Source organism: Acinetobacter sp. ACZLY 512, assembly GCF_023614015.1.
Classification (GTDB): Bacteria; Pseudomonadota; Gammaproteobacteria; order Pseudomonadales; family Moraxellaceae; genus Acinetobacter; species Acinetobacter soli.
In genome coordinates, this window is sequence record NZ_JAKIVI010000002.1 from 24,909 (window position 1) to 41,355 (window position 16,447).

Sequence of the window (16,447 nt, forward strand, 5' to 3'; positions counted from 1 at the left end):
GCGATAAGCACGAATGTATTCGGCCCAAACAGGCATCACACAATCTTGCAATCCATTACGTGCAGTATGTAATGCGATGACGTATGCTAAACTTATCTTCTGTTATGAAGTCAAACGAAATTATGAAAAACTGGATCGATCCTGAAGCAAAAGCGGAAGCTGAACGTTACGATAATCCTATTCCTAGCCGAACCCTTATTCTTAGCACATTAGAACAATTGAATACGCCGCAGTCTCATGCCGAGCTGGTCGAGCATTTTGATATTTTTGATCAAAAAAGTATTGATGCCTTGAGCCATCGTCTGATTGCCATGGTGCGTGATGGTCAGCTGGCAAAAGATGGTTTCAGATTCCAGCTCATTGGTGAGCAACCTACGTTTGATGCCACCGTATATATCAATGCCAAAGGTTTAGGTTCGGCGCATATCGACGGACAAACCGATTTACTCTTGCCTGAACGTGAACTCCGTTTGGTTTTCAATGGTGATCGCGTGACTGTGCGTCAAAGCTCTGTCGATCGTAAAGGCAAAGCATGGGGCTTTATCACAGAAGTATTGCAGCGCCGTGTGAAACAGGTGATTGGTAAATTAAATGTCCATGATGGCGAGTATTTTTTACAGCCAAGTGCTCCAAATGCCCATCAGCCTATTCCGCTTGAAAAAGAACTGGTCGAGCACGCCAAGGTCAATGTTGGCGATCATCTGCGTATTGCAATTGATGATTATCCAACACGTGAAGAGTTTGCAACTGGGCACATTGTGCAGTCGATGTCGGATAAAGCCGATACTGAAATTATCATTCCGCAAACGATTTTAGAATTTGGTCTGCCGTATGAGTTTCCAGATGAAGTGATTCAGGAAGCTGAGAGTTTTAAAGAACCCTCGAAAAAAGATATTGAAGGTCGAATCGATTTACGCGATCTACCGCTGGTTACCATTGACGGCGAAGACGCACGCGACTTTGATGATGCCGTTTATGCCGAAAAACGCGCGGGTGGCGGCTACCGTGTCGTGGTTGCAATTGCCGATGTAAGCCATTATGTGCGTGTTGGAAAACCGCTTGATGATGAGGCACAAGAACGCGGTACATCGGTCTATTTCCCGCATTTTGTATTGCCGATGCTGCCAGAGGCTCTCTCGAACGGTTTATGTTCGCTCAATCCGCATGTCGATCGTCTGTGTATGGTGTGTGATCTCAAGCTATCGCGTGCAGGACGCGTCATGAGCTATGAGTTTTATCCATCCGTCATGCATTCAAAAGCGCGTCTCACCTATACCCAAGTGGCGCGGTATTTTGAGGGACAAACCGATGCGATTCCAAATGACAAAAGTGTGCAAAAATCACTAAATACACTGTTTCAGCTCTATCAAACTTTAAAAGACTTGCGTGCCAAACGTCATGCTATGGAGTTTGAAACGGTTGAAACCTACATGACCTTTGATGCTCTAGGTGGTATTAACGAAATTTTGCCACGTACCCGTAACGATGCACATAAACTGATTGAAGAATGCATGTTGCTTGCCAACGTCGCAGCCGCTGAATACGCCTTGGCCAATGATATTCCGATGCTTTATCGAGTACATGAGCCACCTGAGTTCTCTCGCATTCAAAAGGTTAAAGATTTTGTTAAATTGCTCGGCCTTCCGTTTCCAGACCAGCCAACACAGGCCGATTACCAGCGCGTGATTGAAGCCACTAAAGACCGAATTGATGCGCCAAGTATTCATTCTGTGTTGCTGCGCTCTATGATGCAGGCGTACTACGGTGCAAAAAATGCGGGACACTTTGGTTTGGCTTATGAGGCTTATACGCATTTCACCTCACCGATTCGTCGTTATCCGGATTTACTGTTACATCGTGCACTTAAAGCACATTTACAGCATAAACCATCTCCACTTTCGGGTGCCGCGCTCGATGAAGCTGGTGAACATTTCTCACGTACCGAGCGTCGTGCAGATGAAGCATCACGTAGTGTAACCACATGGCTCAAATGTCATTATATGCAGCAACATTTGGGTGAAGAGTTTATTGGTAATATTAGCGCGGTTACCGAGTTTGGGCTGTTTGTTACCTTAAAAGATCTATATGTCGATGGCATGATTCATGTGAGCCAGTTAGGCGATGACTTCTTTATCTATGATCAAGCCAGTCAGAGCCTTGTGGGGCAAAATCGTGGGCAAATCTTTGGTTTGGGCGACGAAGTCAAAATCAAGGTCGCAGGCGTGAATCTTGATGAACGTAAAATCGATTTCGAACTAACGCAGCAAATCACGCATGCCGGCCGTATCATCCGTAGCCGTGCTCCGCGCACTACAAAAGCCCAAGCCACTGAACAGGTCTTTCATGGTGCGTCGGATACACAGCCACGTGAACAGCAACGTTCCGAGAAAAAAGACAAAAGCAAGCCAAGCTCTTATACCAAAAAGACGGGCAAGAAAAAAACCTCGTCCAAAACCGCAGTGAAAGCGGAAAAGGACAAGAAAAAGTCTAAAGTCAAAAAGAAAAAGTCCAATGCCAAACCTAAAAGTGATTAATCTAATTGCAGATTAATCTTAGGTCTATGGCAACGACGGCTTAGCATTCATTGACATGCTAGGCCGTCAAAATAAAGTAAAGATTATTTTAACCCAGCAAAAAAGAAATAAAGCATCCTTGATTTCCAGCGCTCGAAGCCTTACATCTATAAGTAAGTTCACTCGATACGGCGAAGACAATGCAATTAGAAAAAGCACATTTACCTGTTCCTCAATTTGACCAGATTCAACTGGACACCCTCAAACAAGATATCGAAAAAAATATTCAGGCAGGTCAACGCTTTCTCGATCAATTAGATACGCCACCTTCAGACTTTGCCGCACAACATGCGCTGGTACAACAGCTTGATCAGCTTGAAAATGCCATGAGCGAATCTTGGGGCGTGTTATCACACTTAAATGCCGTGATGAACAATGCTCAGACGCGTGAAGTCTATCAGGCGCTTTTACCGAGCTTGAGTGAATATTATACGCAGTTGGGTCAACACACAGCGCTGTATCAAAGCTATCAACAGCTTCACGACAGCAGTCAATTTTCAAGTTTAAGTGCTGCCGAACAAAGCGCGATTCGGTTGGCCTTACGAGACTTTAAACTTTCAGGTGTCGCATTAGAAGGTGCCAACAAAGCACGTTATGCAGAAATTTCGGCGCGCCTGTCGCAATTGTCTTCAGACTTTTCCAATCATGTTTTGGATGCCACACAAGCGTATTTCAAACCGCTGTCTGAAGAGGAACTTATAGGTTTACCGCAAAGTAGTATCGAATTGCTCAAACAATACGGTCAACAGCGTGAACTAAATCAGCCCGTGGCGACGCTAGATTTTCCGGCCTATCTGGCCATTATGACCTATGCCGAAAATCGTGAGTTACGTGAAACGCTCTATAAAGCTTACACGACACGCGCCTCGGATCAGGCCGATCATCCAGAGTACGATAATACTGCGGTAATGGAAGAGATTTTGGCACTGCGCCAAGAAATGGCTCAGCTCTTGGGCTTTGAAAATTTTGCCGCTTACTCACTGGCCAGTAAAATGGCACCTGATGTAGACACTGTACATGATTTTCTGGTTGATCTGGCGGCGCATGCACGCACACCTGCGCTAAACGAAGTTGAGGAACTGACTGCAATTGCACGTCAAGACGGACTCGATCAGCTACAACCGTGGGACAGCGGCTATTACTCGGAAAAACTGAAACAGCAGCAGTTTAACTTATCGCAAGAAGCACTCAAACCTTACTTTCCTGCACCTAAAATCATTCAAGGTCTGTTTCAGATTGTGCAGCGTTTATACGGCATCGATATTGTAGAACGTGAAGCGCCGGTCTGGCATCCGGATGTGCGTTATTACGAACTTGAAGACCAAGGTCAAGTGCTGGCAGGTTTTTATTTCGATCTCTACGCGCGCAGCGGCAAACGTGGTGGCGCATGGATGAGTGGTTTCCGCTCACGTATGCAAAGCGCGCAAGGCTTACAAAAGCCAATCTGCTATATGGTGTGTAATTTTACGCCGCCAGTTGGCAAACAGCCTGCCCTGCTCACACATGATGAGGTCAACACGCTGTTTCATGAGTTTGGTCACGGCCTACACCACATGCTGACCGAAGTCGACAATATTTCAGTTGCAGGTACGCATGGGGTGGCATGGGATGCCGTCGAGCTGCCAAGTCAGTTTATGGAGTTTTGGACATGGGATCAGCAAAGTCTTAATCTGCTCAGTGAACATATCGAAACCAAAGCCCAGTTACCAGAAGCGTTACTCAATGCCTTGCTCAGCGCACGCTTTTTCCAGTCTGGCATGCAAACCTTACGTCAAATCGAATTTGCGCTCTTTGACTTAACGATTCACCGCAAGACACCTGCATTAACCAGCAGTCAGATTCAAGCCGAGCTGGATCAGATTCGCCGTGAATTTTCCGTTCTGCCAACTGCTGCTTACAATCGTTTCCAGCACAGTTTTAGCCATATTTTTGCTGGCGGTTATGCAGCGGGTTATTATTCCTATAAATGGGCAGAAGTGCTGGCCAGCGACGCATTTGACCGCTTTGAGAAAGAAGGAATTTTCAATACACAAACTGGTGCAGAGTTCCGTAAGGCCATATTGGCCGTTGGTGGCAAAGACACCGCACTGGATGCATTCGTAAATTTCCGTGGCCGTGAACCCAAAATTGATGCGCTATTGCGTCACCAAGGTTGGACGAACGACCCTCAAACGGCTTAAACTTATCCATCCAGATCAAGCAAGGTGAGTAAATCATGAAACGTCGATTCATTGCAGGTGCAAAATGCCCCAAATGTGGCGCAATGGACCGCGTGGTCATGTTAACCACAGATGAGCATGAATGGATCGAGTGTATCGAATGCGATTACACCGAAAATCGTCCTACTCATGTGGAGGAGCCGGAACAACCGGCTGCGCCAGATGAAGTGGGCGTGATTCAGTTCAAGCCACGAACTAAGTCTTAAATCAATAAAAAAGCACCCGAAGGTGCTTTTTTATTGGACTTATGAATACCAGCCAAACATTTTAAACAGATACGGCGCAAAGGTTACAATCATTAAGGCGGGGAACAACACCATAATCGGAAGCAACCAGCGTTCATAACGATAATAAAAACTGGTGTATTTTTCTTTGGCTTCCTTATCGGCTGCCGAGACTTCTTCATCTCCCACCGACAGCCGCGTCAGTAAGTGATTCAGTGCCACTGGAGGCGTCACATAGCCCAGCTCGAAAGCCACCAAAACGATCATCCAGAAATGAATAGGATGAATCCCATTTTCGTAGGCCACAGGTGCAATGGTCGCTGCCACCAAAATCACTGCACCAAATGGATCGGTACACATACCAATCAGCGCAAGCAACATGGCAATAAAGAACAATGAAATGGTAATACTGCCCAAGTGAGTCGGTAAATACTCGACAATCTCGGTACGCTCAATCAATCCACCAACACTTGCAGACAGTGCCATCAGAATAATTAAGGCACCAATGTGTCCTACTGTTTCAGCAGTTGCGAAATGCATTGATCTGGCAAATCCACGGCGATACTGACTGCTTTGCGCACCATGTTCACGCAGAAAAGGCGAGTTCTTTTCATGCTCCTTAATTAAAGATTCATGCTCAGCCAATACAGGCACAGATTTTGGCTCTTTACGGGTTTTATCAAACAAAATAATCGCAATCAGGATCAAAGGTAGAATCACTGGTGCGGTAAATTCGTTCATGCCGGTATCGAGTGCATATTTATAAAATGCCAGTACCACAATCGTAATCACAATATATGGAATAACCGGAATACAAGCACGCAGCATATTCGGTAATGCTACACGTGGCGAATTCACGCGGAATTTTGTATCGGCCAGTAATAATGATACGCCTAAAAAGATAAATGCAGTCAACCAGAAAACATAAAAGCCATGATCGAATAACTCATCTGAGGTGACATGACGGCTATCCAGCATGGCAATTAAAACCACCAGCAAACATGGTCGAACCACCACCCCGAGTGAGCCAGACATTGCCGATACAGCTAGCGCATATTGACGGCGTGCGCCCGAATTCCAGACTTCTTTGTAAATAATTGCCCCTGCTGCAATTACGAAAATACCAGAAGCTCCGGTATAGGCGGTTGGAATCGCAGCAGCCAGCAAAATTAGCCATGTTAGGGTTTCAGGTGCTAGATTCCACGGGCGTAAAATATCCAGAAACAGATCCATCACTCGGGTTTGGGTCAGTAGCATCCCCGCCCAGATAAACAGCGCCAGATTTAGGAAAATCCCGGAAAACTCGACCAGAATTCCCAAGTAAATCCCTTGCCCCATCGGGTAATCCATAAAGAAGGTAAAGGCTAGACCCGTCAAAATCGACATATAGGCATACAGCGGTACACTGAGCAAGGCAAGGCCGATATTTCCTCCGGGTTGTGCCTGCTTAGGAATACGAAACAATTGAAATACACTGATCAATGTCAAAATACCAAATAAGCCAATCCATAGCCACGACACCACCAATGCTTCATGGGTAATGGCCACACCGGACTGGATTAAAGAATGATACTGACTGATGGTCGATAGCGTCAGCAAAGCATTCCCGATGACCATTGCAATCGAGTACACCACAAAATCAATTTTTGATTTTGGGCTACGCAAACCAATATGATGAATTTTTAAACTGGCTGTAATCGCGGCAAAAAACACCATGATCAAAAGGAAAATCGTACGATTATCCACGCCAAATTTAAATATCCCAAAAAATCCTGTTTCAAGTGCGCGATAAGTCCGTAAGCTTGGGTGCTTGTCCAAATGCGCGATTGCCTTGTCATAAAACTGATATTTTTCTTCACACAACTGCTGCGCCGCCAGAAGTGATGCGCGAACGTCCTGTTCGGATGCTGCACCAAAGAAGTCGGCAAACTCATCGTTTTTATTGGCTTTCATCTGCGCCTGAACTTGCGCATCAATATTAGGATGTCGATCGCAACTCGGCTTTTGTGGTTCAGCACGTAAAAATGAATATTGCATTCCGGTGGCCGGATCGCCATAGAGCCGTTCACCCATACGCAATAGCTGCCCATGAATCATTTCTCCTGTCCCGACAATCAAGGTCAGTAACAGCAAAATAAGGATGGCAAATGTCGAAATCCATTCATTCCAGATATAACCCAGCAGACCTAGGCCAGACCTTTGTTGTTGATTTTCTTGCATATCTATTCCACTTTATTTTGATTGTCAGGTTTATCTACCGATAAACATGCGTTCCTTGGCAGTAGGTATCCACCCATCCGCCGTACGTTATATTTGTTTAAATTTGCAACACTCCGTTCAAGATAAGAATGACTCAAATGATTTTTTTAAAGGCGTTTTGTGTCAACTCTTTGCTACTTTAAATTGAGTATAGAGTAAATAAAGTCCGCCTGCGGCAGCGCCAGCAATTGCTCCAAGCAAATGTGATTCAATCAAAACAGGACTGCCAATCAATTGGGCCGTACCCGTTTGTCCAAATGTATTTTCCCAGATCACCTTGAGCACAATCAGCGCCAACACCAATGCGGCAAATTTTCGCTCCTTGCGATAACGTAACGACACCAATGCCACGGCCACATAGAGCCCATGCAGCACACCCGAAAAACCGGCATAGGCCTCGATATAGGGCATAAGATAATAAAATCCGAGGCTAATACAGGGTGAAATCGTCACAATCAAGATGAGCAACTGTCGATTCTTAACATGCGGAAAAATAAAGGGTAAACACACAAATGCCAGCAGATTTAAAATGAAATGAATCCAACCGACATGTACCCAATGCGCAGTCCAGAATCGCCAGAAGTCGTTGGGTAAACTATCACGCCAATAAATAAAGACATCGGAAAAAACCTGCAAGCTTGCAGACAAAGAGGCACACACCGCAACAAAAATGAATCTGGACATCCAAAATTGATGTTTGTTCATGTGACCTCCTTTGCCGCCCTCATGCATACTTGTGAGATCTGCCGTCAGTCAAATCGCCGACAGATCATTAGAGGCATTGGCTTATTTCGACGACACTGCTTTCGGCGTTGCCGCAGGTTGACTGGCAGCAGCTGCACCATCGGCATTAAAAAGATCTTCCAAGTCAGATGATCCTTTACTTTGCTCATCCCAGAACGTACTCATACCACCGTCATCGGTACGAATACCTGTATGTTCGGTCCAGTAACGATCCGAAATATTTTGGACCATAACACCTGCCATGGCATCGATCAGTTTGAAATCTGGATTCACTGGTTTATCTTCGGCACGTGAGGCATCATAAGTTTTTAAAGCATCTCGAATCTTGCTGTCATCACCGCTGGCCTGTGCTGCAACCGCATACAGGGCATGCGATAAACGAACTCCTTTTTGCTCACCGATCTGTGCAGATTGTTTGAGTGTGGTATAAGGATCTGGTTTGCCATCTCCCGCCCCTGGCAATAACGTCCAGATTACGGCTCGGGTTGCATTTGGTGCGCCCCAAAACTTGGTATTGTCCAGACAGGTCATGCTGCGCTCTACAATACCTGCGATATCTTTGGGTACATTTACCGATCCACCCGAATTAATGTCATTGGTAATGGCTTGCAAGCCACTCACCAAACCTAATAAGTAGATGGTCTGATCTAGATCGTTACGCATGGTTGGGCATGATTCGCCAAGATGATAGTGGTACTTGCTCTCCCAGCGCTTTGCAAACAGTTGATATCCTGAATATTGTCTTTCTGCTGCCACGGCAGCCCAGCGTTTTTGCTCGATCCGGGCATCTTGAGCCTCAGAGACCTGACCTGCTTTGGATGCACGTAAATAGCGAAGTTCTTGCTCTAATGCCTGACGCTCTGCACACATGCCTGAAGCGGCATAAAGGAGCACTGCCATGCGAGTTGGATCTGCCCCCATGTCTTTGGTCGACATCACTACAGGCGTTAAGCTATTGCCAGCATTACAGACCATATCGACATCATCCATCTTTAATATGGGCGGTACGATATGTTTTTCACCGAACTTCAAGGCGACGTTCGCACCCGATTTGATAAAATATGAACATCCAGAGAGTACAGATGTTGCAACAACCACTGCGGTCAGTCCTCGACCCAGTTTAAGCAGATTCGACATATCTCATTCCTCGAGGTAATTTTATTGTTTTGCTTTTGCCGTACATTAGCAGATGGATGATCCGTTTCAAAGCGTCAAAGGCGATGCTGCATTTCTATACTTTGACATATCTAAAGTAGAATGAATTGGCATTTTGACAAAAAATATATAAATTTTGGGCAAAAAAAAGTAGCATTGCGACGGTTCAGCACATGCTACTTATAAACTGGACAAATCCAGAATGAGACTATCGGTGTTGTAAATAATCCTTGATTACGGTTCCCACGCGTCCTACGATCACCGCCAGAACAAAGGCAATGACTGGAAACAACCATGCTGGAATATCGATCATTTCGACCTCCTTCACATTGAGCGTTGGTAAGGCTACTTTAGCGAATCGGTTTAAGAAGATTGAAGAATATTGTCTAACAATTCACACTTTTTAAGTTTTTTATGTAAGATGACCGAACAATTTTATCTTAAATTATCTTATTTATATGATTTATATCAAAAAAATTATAAGTCGCTACCTAAGATTGTTAAACAATCAACCTAACTTTGCCAGACGTTTCAGACACTTCCAGTCTTGCTGTATCACCTGATCTCGCCAGATCACCATGGAGGCGCGAGAGGGAACTGTGCGTAAGATCATATACAACTCATGATCAATCACGCGCTCTAGCACAATTGAATAAGGCTGTGCTGAATCTGAAGCATGGCAAGACCATAACTGCTGATCAAGTTGCCCTACCGCCATTACTCTGGGTCGACGTAAAAACATCGCAAAGCTGATTAGCATAAGGACATTAAGTACCAACCATAGCCACAATGGACAGATCTGCCAGAGCAATCCACTGATTGAACCGAAAATCATGAGCTGAAACAAAAGGGCAAGCTTACTTCGTTTCAGCGCGAAATATGGCTGCTTAGCCATGCACGTAATGTTTCAATTTTACAATTAAATGCTTGAGTTCAACTTGAGGTGGTTCACTCACTTCCATAAACCAGTCGAGTAAATCTGGATCTTCTTGCGCGACCAGCTCGGCAAATAATGCTTTTTCTGTCGGATCAGCTGTCAGATAGTGATGTTTGACATACGGATCAAAGTACACATCAATTTCTTTTAAGCCACGTCGTGCACGGTAAATAACTTTACGTTCTTCAAGTGTTAGATCTTCAGACATATATTTCCCCTTTCTGATTAAGCCCTCATAGTTTACCCGAAGCATCTATCAATAGAGGAATGATTTTTATGGATTGACCAATTTCATCATTTCCAGATCATGATTGAGCATTCTTCACATTGTCTCTAGCTAGCGATTTGGCATTTACTGCACAAAGAATCAACACAGTTTAAAAAGGATTTCTCATGCAATCTGGTGCCATTCGTCCAATTCCCTCCATGCTACCACGTGCATTGTTTAATGAAGAACACAATGCATTTCGCGAAACCGTGCGCAAGTTTTATGAAAAAGAAGTGGTTCCCAATATCGAAAAATATGAAGCACAGCAACACGTTGATCGGGATTTATGGAATAAAGCGGGTGCTCTAGGCCTGTTATGCACCACCATGCCTGAAGAGTATGGTGGATCTGGAGTGGATCGACTCTACAGCATGATCTTGATTGAAGAACAAGCCTACGCCATGGATTCAAGTACCGGCTTTTCTTTACACTCCGACATTGTGGCCAATTACATCAAGAATTTTGGTAATGAAGCACAAAAGCAACAGTGGTTGCCACGTATGGCGAGCGGTGAAGTTGTGACGGCCATTGCCATGACTGAGCCGGGTACGGGCTCGGACTTACAAGCCGTGCGCACTAGTGCAGTACTCGATGGCGATGAATATGTAATCAATGGCTCTAAAATTTTTATTACCAACGGCTATCTTTGTGACATGGCCATTGTGGTGTGTAAAACCGGTCATAACGAAAAAGGCTCTGCCAATTTATCGCTGATCATGGTGGAAGCCAACCGTGCAGGATTTAGTAAAGGCAAACCGTTAAACAAGATTGGCATGAAAGGTCAGGATACCTGTGAGCTATTTTTTGATAACGTCCGCGTTCCCAAAGAAAACCTGCTGGGTATGGAAGGTATGGGCTTTATCATGCTAATGAAAGAACTGGCATGGGAGCGCATGCTAGTGGCGATTATCTGCCAAGCCGGTGCTGAGGCTGCATTTGCCCACACGGTTCAATATACCAAAGACCGTAAAGCCTTTGGTAAAGCCATTGCAAGCTTTCAAAATACACGCTTCAAACTGGCCGAATTGCGCACAGAAATTGATTTTGGACGTGCCTATCTCGATCGTTGCATGCAATTACAGCTTGACGATCAACTTGGCATTGATGCAGCTGCGGCAGCCAAATACAAAATTTCAGATCTGTTCTCCAAAGTGGTCGATGATTGCTTACAATTGCATGGCGGGTACGGCTACATGATGGAGTATCCAATTGCACGCGCTTACATCGATAACCGGGCCAATCGTATTTATGCGGGAACAAATGAAATTATGAAAGAATTAATTGCCCGAACGCTTTAAGTTTATTGATTTAAGTTAATAAAAAAGGGAGCAAACACGTGCTCCCCTTTTTTAATTTGATCATCTTCTATTACGAGACCAGTTTTGGCTTACGCTCTGCCACAGGTGTAGCCGTATGAAATTGCAAGACACCATCATCAAAACGCGCCTGTTTTAAAGCTTTACGATCGGCCAAATAATTATTGGTGACTTTCCAAGGCGCATGTTTACCTTGCTTTGGCATCACATTGGCCGCACGGGCAATATACCCCGAAGTTAGGCTTCCCATCACAGTATCATCAAGCAGCTCTGCCTGATCACCCTTTGGTATAACTTCATCGTAATGATGCTGATCCATATAATTGAGCAAGCGACAAATATAATCGGCAGCAATGTCGACTTTTAAAGTCCAAGATGCATTGATGTAACCAATAATCATGGCCATATTTGGCACATCACTCACCATCACGCCTTGATACAACATGCATTTAGAGGTATTCAATGGCTGACCATCGATTGAGCCTTTAATACCACCCAAAATCTGAATCTCAAGCCCAGTGGCAGACACAATAATATCGGCGTCTAGATGTTGCCCAGATTTTAACAAAATACCAGTTTCAGTCAGCTCTTGAATTTGATCGGTTTCAACACTGGCTTGACCAGAGCGCAGAATCTTAAATAAATCGCCATCAGGAACGACACATAAACGTTGATCCCAAGGGTTATATGAAGGTGTAAAGTGTTTCATGTCCACTTTGCCCTTCAACTGCATTTCGATCGACTTCAGTAATAGTCGACGCACCAGCTTAGGCTGCTTTTGCGACAAGGCATAAATGCCGCGCTGTACGCCAATATTACGTGCACGGGTCAGTTTATAGGCGACATCTTCGGGCAAAATCTTGCGCATGCGATCATAAATCATATCGATGGCTGGAACTGAAGCGATATAAGTCGGTGAGCGTTGCAACATCGTGACATGTCCAGCTCCACCCTTCACCATGGCTGGCACTAGTGTAATCGCAGTGGCACCACTTCCAATAATCACCACTTTCTTTCCAGCATAATCTAGATTTTCTGGCCAGTGTTGTGGATGAATTAACTGACCTTTGAAGGCTTCCTTATTTGGGAAATCAGGTGCAAAACCTTGATCGTAGTTGTAATAGCCCGTGCAACCCACAATAAAATTCGCAATCCACGTCTGTTTTTTTTGTGTCGCGTCTTCTATTTCAACAAACCATTTTTTTTGTAAAGAATCGTAATTTGCAGACAATACGCGGTGTTTGAAATGAATTTTTTCAGCCAGTTTATATTCATCGACCACTTCTGCCAGATAGTTTTTAATGGCAGGACCAGAAGCAAGCACATTGGCACTTTGCCATGGCTTGAAGTTAAAACCAAAAGTTGACATGTCAGAATCTGATCGAATACCCGGATAACGGAATAAATCCCATGTTCCGCCAATACTCTCACGACGCTCAATGATCTCAAACTGACGTTGAGGAGAACTTTTTGAAAGGTGTGCGGCAATTCCAATGCCAGAAATACCTGCACCCACAATCAAGATATCAATGTGCTTTTCCATGTTGTTTTTATAACCTTGAAAACAGTTCAACTTTATTAAAGCACAAATTTGACAATACACAATGTCAAGTTTGAACCATTTATCGGGTTTTCATGTCAATACAGGACAAAATATACAGGCATAAAAAAAGACCGGTAAAAACCGATCTTTTTTTGAATAAGAAACTTATTCTGCTGAAGTGTTTACTTCGCGATCTACTAGCTCTACGTAAGCCATCGGCGCTGCATCACCAGCACGGAAGCCCGCTTTAAGAACACGTAGATAACCGCCGTTACGTTCTTTGTAACGAGGGCCGAGTACGGTAAATAATTTACCTACAGTTGCAGCATTACGAGTACGAGCAAACGCTAAGCGACGGTTTGCTACAGTATCGTTTTTCGCTAGAGTGATTAAAGGCTCAGCAACACGACGCAATTCTTTCGCTTTAGGCACAGTTGTTTTGATTAACTCGTGCTCAAACAATGAATTTGCCATGTTTTGAAACATCGCTTTACGATGGCTGCTTGTACGGCCTAATTTCACACCACTATTACGATGACGCATGGTGATAGTCCTACTTAATTAACGGCTGCGATAGGCAAAGCGATCGTCCATGCGTAAACTAGCAGGTGGCCAGTTTTCTAAACGCATGCCGAGTTGCAAGCCTTTCGAAGCTAAAACATCTTTAATCTCAGTCAACGATTTTTTACCTAGGTTAGGAGTTTTTAACAACTCAACTTCAGTACGTTGAACAAGATCACCAATGTAGTAAATATTTTCTGCTTTCAAACAGTTAGCAGAACGAACAGTAAGCTCTAGATCATCTACTGGACGAAGCAAGATTGGGTCAACTTCTTCACGAGGTTCTTGAGCAACAGGTGCTTGATCTTTCTGAAGATCAACAAAAATTGCAATTTGTTGTTGCAAGATTGTTGCCGCTTTGCGGATTGCTTCTTCAGGATCTACAGTTCCGTTGGTTTCAAGATCGATAACCAGTTTATCTAGATCGGTACGTTGTTCTACACGCGCATTTTCAACGGTGTAAGAAACACGTTTGATCGGGCTGTACGACGCATCTAACTGTAGGCGACCTACCGGGCGAGTTTCGCCTTCCGGGAAACGCGAGTCAGAAGTTTCATATCCACGACCTTGAGATACTTTCAAGCGCATTTTGATTGAACCTGAAGCACTCAAAGTACCAATAAGATGTTCTGGATTGACCACTTCAACATTATGAGGTAAACGTAGATCAGCGGCAGTAATGTCGCCTGGTCCTTGTTTCTCTAATGTCAAATATGCTTCATTTTGATCGAACAGCTTAATAGACAATCCTTTAAGGTTCAGCAAGAGCTCGACGATGTCCTGCTGCAAGCCTTCTAAAGTACTGTACTCGTGCTCGACGCCTTCTATTTCAACTTCAACCACAGCAGCGCCAGGCAAAGAAGACAATAGAATGCGACGTAAAGCATTACCTAGAGTGTGACCAAAGCCACGCTCTAAAGGTTCCAGAATCACTTTTGCCGAGGTCCCGCTCACCGCTTCGACCTTGATCGCTTGCGGAGTTAGAAACTCGTTTGCAGTACGCGTCATTTATTGCTACCTCAAGGATTATTTAGAATACAATTCTACAATCAAGCTTTCGTTGATTTCAGCAGGCAAATCAGAACGATCTGGCGCAGCTTTGAACGTACCTTCAAGCTTAGAATGATCAACTTCCATCCAAGCAGGAATACCACGTTGAGCAGCTAATTCAATTGCGTTTTTGATACGTAATTGTTGTTTAGCACCTTCATGTACTGCAATCACGTCACCCGCTTTCACTTGAATAGACGCGATGTTTACACGACGGCCATTTAAAGTGATTGAACGGTGACTTACCAACTGACGAGCTTCTGCACGTGTAGAACCAAAACCCATGCGATAAACAACGTTATCGAGGCGGCTTTCAAGCAATTTCAACAAGTTTTCACCTGTTGCGCCTTTAACACGAGCTGCTTCTTTATAGTAATTACTAAATTGACGCTCTAACACACCGTACATACGACGTACTTTTTGTTTTTCACGTAATTGTAGTGAATACTCTGATTGCTTACCGCGAGCTTGGCCATGTTGACCAGGCGCTTTCGCATGTTTTTTAGTTTTGACGTCAAATGGTTTAACGCCAGATTTAAGCTGCAGGTCTGTCCCTTCGCGACGAGAGAGTTTGCATTTTGGACCAATATAACGAGCCATGAATGTTTCTCCTTACACGCGACGTTTTTTAGGTGGACGGCAACCGTTGTGAGGGATTGGAGTCACATCGGTAATGCTGTTGATCTTATAACCCACTGCGCCTAATGCACGAACCGCAGACTCACGACCTGGACCAGGACCTTTTACAAGGACGTCTAGGTTTTTCAAACCGTAATCCAAAGCTGCTTTACCAGCAACTTCAGCAGCTACCTGAGCAGCAAACGGAGTTGATTTACGTGAACCACGGAAGCCTTGTCCACCTGAGGTGGCCCAAGCCAATGCATTACCTTGACGATCGGTAATCGTAACAATGGTGTTATTAAAAGACGCGTGAATGTGTGCAACACCTTCAGAGACGGTACGGGTGACCTTCTTGCGTGTGCGAGTATCTTTAGCCATCTTTTAGCTTCCAGAAATCTTACTTTTTAATCGGTTTGCGCGGACCTTTACGGGTACGTGCGTTAGTTTTGGTGCGTTGTCCGCGGACAGGCAAGCTGCGACGATGACGAAGGCCACGGTAGCAACCTAAATCCATTAAACGTTTAATGTTCATGGAAATTTCGCGACGTAAGTCACCTTCGGTTGGAACCTTAGCAACTTCTGCACGAATCGCATCAAGCTGAGCATCATCCAACTCACGGATTTTAGTGGTTTGACCAATACCAGCAGCAGCTAAGATGTTCTTAGCAGTGTGGCGACCAATACCAAAAATATACGTGAGGGAGATAACAGCATGCTTGTTATCCGGAATGTTTACACCGGCAATACGAGCCATTCACTTTCTCCAAAAAGGCAGTAGATAATCAACCGCCCCACAAAAAATCTTTGAGGGGCGGATATTAACCTAATTAGCCTACTGAAATCAACAGGTCTTGATCAGATTAACCTTGACGCTGCTTATGACGAGGTTCTGCGCTACAAATTACGCGAATTACCCCATTACGACGGATAACTTTACAGCTACCACAAATTTTCTTTACAGAAGCTTGTACTTTCAT

General features: G+C 44.5%; 16 protein-coding genes. 4 read left to right on the top strand and 12 right to left on the bottom strand.

All coding sequences use genetic code 11. The annotated features are described in order from the left end of the window. Nucleotides 1–119: 119 nt before the first annotated feature. The 3 genes from rnr to L2096_RS02580 all read left to right on the top strand — a co-directional run bounded on the left by rnr (nt 120) and on the right by L2096_RS02580 (nt 4,998). The gene (gene rnr, locus L2096_RS02570; protein ID WP_208477797.1) at nt 120–2,534 is read left to right on the top strand and encodes a ribonuclease R; all 2,415 of its coding nucleotides are present in this window, start codon (nt 120–122) and stop codon (nt 2,532–2,534) included. 179 nt (nt 2,535–2,713) lie between these two features. Next, nucleotides 2,714–4,753, top strand: a complete 2,040-nt coding sequence (locus L2096_RS02575; RefSeq protein ID WP_250364822.1) for a M3 family metallopeptidase — start codon at nt 2,714–2,716, stop codon at nt 4,751–4,753. A 35-nt stretch (nt 4,754–4,788) separates the two neighbouring features. Further along, nucleotides 4,789–4,998, top strand: coding sequence for a YheV family putative zinc ribbon protein (locus L2096_RS02580; RefSeq protein ID WP_004934591.1), 210 nt, complete (start codon nt 4,789–4,791; stop codon nt 4,996–4,998). 39 nt (nt 4,999–5,037) lie between these two features. Here L2096_RS02580 and L2096_RS02585 read toward each other — a convergent pair whose 3' ends face one another. The 5 genes from L2096_RS02585 to L2096_RS02605 form a co-directional block, all read right to left on the bottom strand. Beyond that, nucleotides 5,038–7,236 (bottom strand): TRAP transporter large permease subunit, encoded by a 2,199-nt coding sequence (locus L2096_RS02585; protein ID WP_004945206.1) that lies wholly within the window; start codon nt 7,234–7,236, stop codon nt 5,038–5,040. A 162-nt stretch (nt 7,237–7,398) separates the two neighbouring features. Next, the gene (gene rrtA, locus L2096_RS02590; protein WP_025095661.1) at nt 7,399–7,980 is read right to left on the bottom strand and encodes a rhombosortase; all 582 of its coding nucleotides are present in this window, start codon (nt 7,978–7,980) and stop codon (nt 7,399–7,401) included. 81 nt (nt 7,981–8,061) lie between these two features. After that, nucleotides 8,062–9,156 carry a hypothetical protein gene (locus tag L2096_RS02595; RefSeq protein WP_004934582.1) on the bottom strand — a complete coding sequence of 365 codons (1,095 nt, stop codon included), beginning with the start codon at nt 9,154–9,156 and terminating at the stop codon, nt 8,062–8,064. Nucleotides 9,157–9,682: 526 nt separating this feature from the next. Then, entirely contained in the window at nt 9,683–10,069 is a 387-nt protein-coding gene (locus L2096_RS02600) for a hypothetical protein (protein WP_151764089.1), read from the bottom strand. Then, nucleotides 10,062–10,319: an FAD assembly factor SdhE gene (locus L2096_RS02605; protein ID WP_004934571.1), complete on the bottom strand. Its 258-nt coding sequence runs from the start codon at nt 10,317–10,319 to the stop codon at nt 10,062–10,064. The genes L2096_RS02600 and L2096_RS02605 overlap by 8 nt, the downstream gene beginning before the upstream one ends. Before the next feature lie 185 nt (nt 10,320–10,504). Between L2096_RS02605 and L2096_RS02610 the strand changes: the two genes are divergently transcribed. After that, the gene (locus L2096_RS02610; RefSeq protein WP_250364823.1) at nt 10,505–11,677 is read left to right on the top strand and encodes an acyl-CoA dehydrogenase family protein; all 1,173 of its coding nucleotides are present in this window, start codon (nt 10,505–10,507) and stop codon (nt 11,675–11,677) included. Nucleotides 11,678–11,747: 70 nt separating this feature from the next. Here the strand turns inward: L2096_RS02610 and L2096_RS02615 are convergent, their stop codons facing one another. The 7 genes from L2096_RS02615 to rpmJ all read right to left on the bottom strand — a co-directional run bounded on the left by L2096_RS02615 (nt 11,748) and on the right by rpmJ (nt 16,447). After that, on the bottom strand, nt 11,748–13,238 hold the full coding sequence (locus L2096_RS02615; protein WP_055414910.1) for a flavin-containing monooxygenase: 1,491 nt from the start codon (nt 13,236–13,238) through the stop codon (nt 11,748–11,750). Between the two features lie 165 nt (nt 13,239–13,403). Continuing rightward, nucleotides 13,404–13,781, bottom strand: a complete 378-nt coding sequence (rplQ, locus tag L2096_RS02620; RefSeq protein WP_004934563.1) for a 50S ribosomal protein L17 — start codon at nt 13,779–13,781, stop codon at nt 13,404–13,406. 18 nt (nt 13,782–13,799) lie between these two features. After that, nucleotides 13,800–14,807 (bottom strand): DNA-directed RNA polymerase subunit alpha, encoded by a 1,008-nt coding sequence (locus tag L2096_RS02625; protein ID WP_004924164.1) that lies wholly within the window; start codon nt 14,805–14,807, stop codon nt 13,800–13,802. A gap of 18 nt (nt 14,808–14,825) precedes the next feature. After that, a complete protein-coding gene (rpsD, locus tag L2096_RS02630) occupies nt 14,826–15,449 on the bottom strand; it encodes a 30S ribosomal protein S4 (protein ID WP_004934559.1) in 624 nt (207 codons plus the stop codon). Between the two features lie 12 nt (nt 15,450–15,461). Further along, entirely contained in the window at nt 15,462–15,848 is a 387-nt protein-coding gene (rpsK, locus tag L2096_RS02635) for a 30S ribosomal protein S11 (RefSeq protein ID WP_001040166.1), read from the bottom strand. Nucleotides 15,849–15,867: 19 nt separating this feature from the next. Continuing rightward, nucleotides 15,868–16,224, bottom strand: a complete 357-nt coding sequence (rpsM, locus tag L2096_RS02640; protein WP_004934556.1) for a 30S ribosomal protein S13 — start codon at nt 16,222–16,224, stop codon at nt 15,868–15,870. 106 nt (nt 16,225–16,330) lie between these two features. After that, nucleotides 16,331–16,447 carry a 50S ribosomal protein L36 gene (rpmJ, locus tag L2096_RS02645; protein ID WP_000867907.1) on the bottom strand — a complete coding sequence of 39 codons (117 nt, stop codon included), beginning with the start codon at nt 16,445–16,447 and terminating at the stop codon, nt 16,331–16,333.

Bases quoted from the DNA above. Each gene is read 5' to 3' on its own strand.
- L2096_RS02575 (WP_250364822.1), top strand. From the start codon at position 2,714: ATGCAATTAGAAAAAGCACATTTACCTGTTCCTCAATTTGACCAGATT.
- L2096_RS02580 (WP_004934591.1), top strand. From the start codon at position 4,789: ATGAAACGTCGATTCATTGCAGGTGCAAAATGCCCCAAATGTGGCGCA.
- L2096_RS02585 (WP_004945206.1), bottom strand. From the start codon at position 7,236: ATGCAAGAAAATCAACAACAAAGGTCTGGCCTAGGTCTGCTGGGTTAT.
- rrtA (WP_025095661.1), bottom strand. From the start codon at position 7,980: ATGAACAAACATCAATTTTGGATGTCCAGATTCATTTTTGTTGCGGTG.
- L2096_RS02595 (WP_004934582.1), bottom strand. From the start codon at position 9,156: ATGTCGAATCTGCTTAAACTGGGTCGAGGACTGACCGCAGTGGTTGTT.
- L2096_RS02600 (WP_151764089.1), bottom strand. From the start codon at position 10,069: ATGGCTAAGCAGCCATATTTCGCGCTGAAACGAAGTAAGCTTGCCCTT.
- L2096_RS02605 (WP_004934571.1), bottom strand. From the start codon at position 10,319: ATGTCTGAAGATCTAACACTTGAAGAACGTAAAGTTATTTACCGTGCA.
- L2096_RS02610 (WP_250364823.1), top strand. From the start codon at position 10,505: ATGCAATCTGGTGCCATTCGTCCAATTCCCTCCATGCTACCACGTGCA.
- L2096_RS02615 (WP_055414910.1), bottom strand. From the start codon at position 13,238: ATGGAAAAGCACATTGATATCTTGATTGTGGGTGCAGGTATTTCTGGC.
- rplQ (WP_004934563.1), bottom strand. From the start codon at position 13,781: ATGCGTCATCGTAATAGTGGTGTGAAATTAGGCCGTACAAGCAGCCAT.
- L2096_RS02625 (WP_004924164.1), bottom strand. From the start codon at position 14,807: ATGACGCGTACTGCAAACGAGTTTCTAACTCCGCAAGCGATCAAGGTC.
- rpsD (WP_004934559.1), bottom strand. From the start codon at position 15,449: ATGGCTCGTTATATTGGTCCAAAATGCAAACTCTCTCGTCGCGAAGGG.
- rpsK (WP_001040166.1), bottom strand. From the start codon at position 15,848: ATGGCTAAAGATACTCGCACACGCAAGAAGGTCACCCGTACCGTCTCT.
- rpsM (WP_004934556.1), bottom strand. From the start codon at position 16,224: ATGGCTCGTATTGCCGGTGTAAACATTCCGGATAACAAGCATGCTGTT.
- rpmJ (WP_000867907.1), bottom strand. From the start codon at position 16,447: ATGAAAGTACAAGCTTCTGTAAAGAAAATTTGTGGTAGCTGTAAAGTT.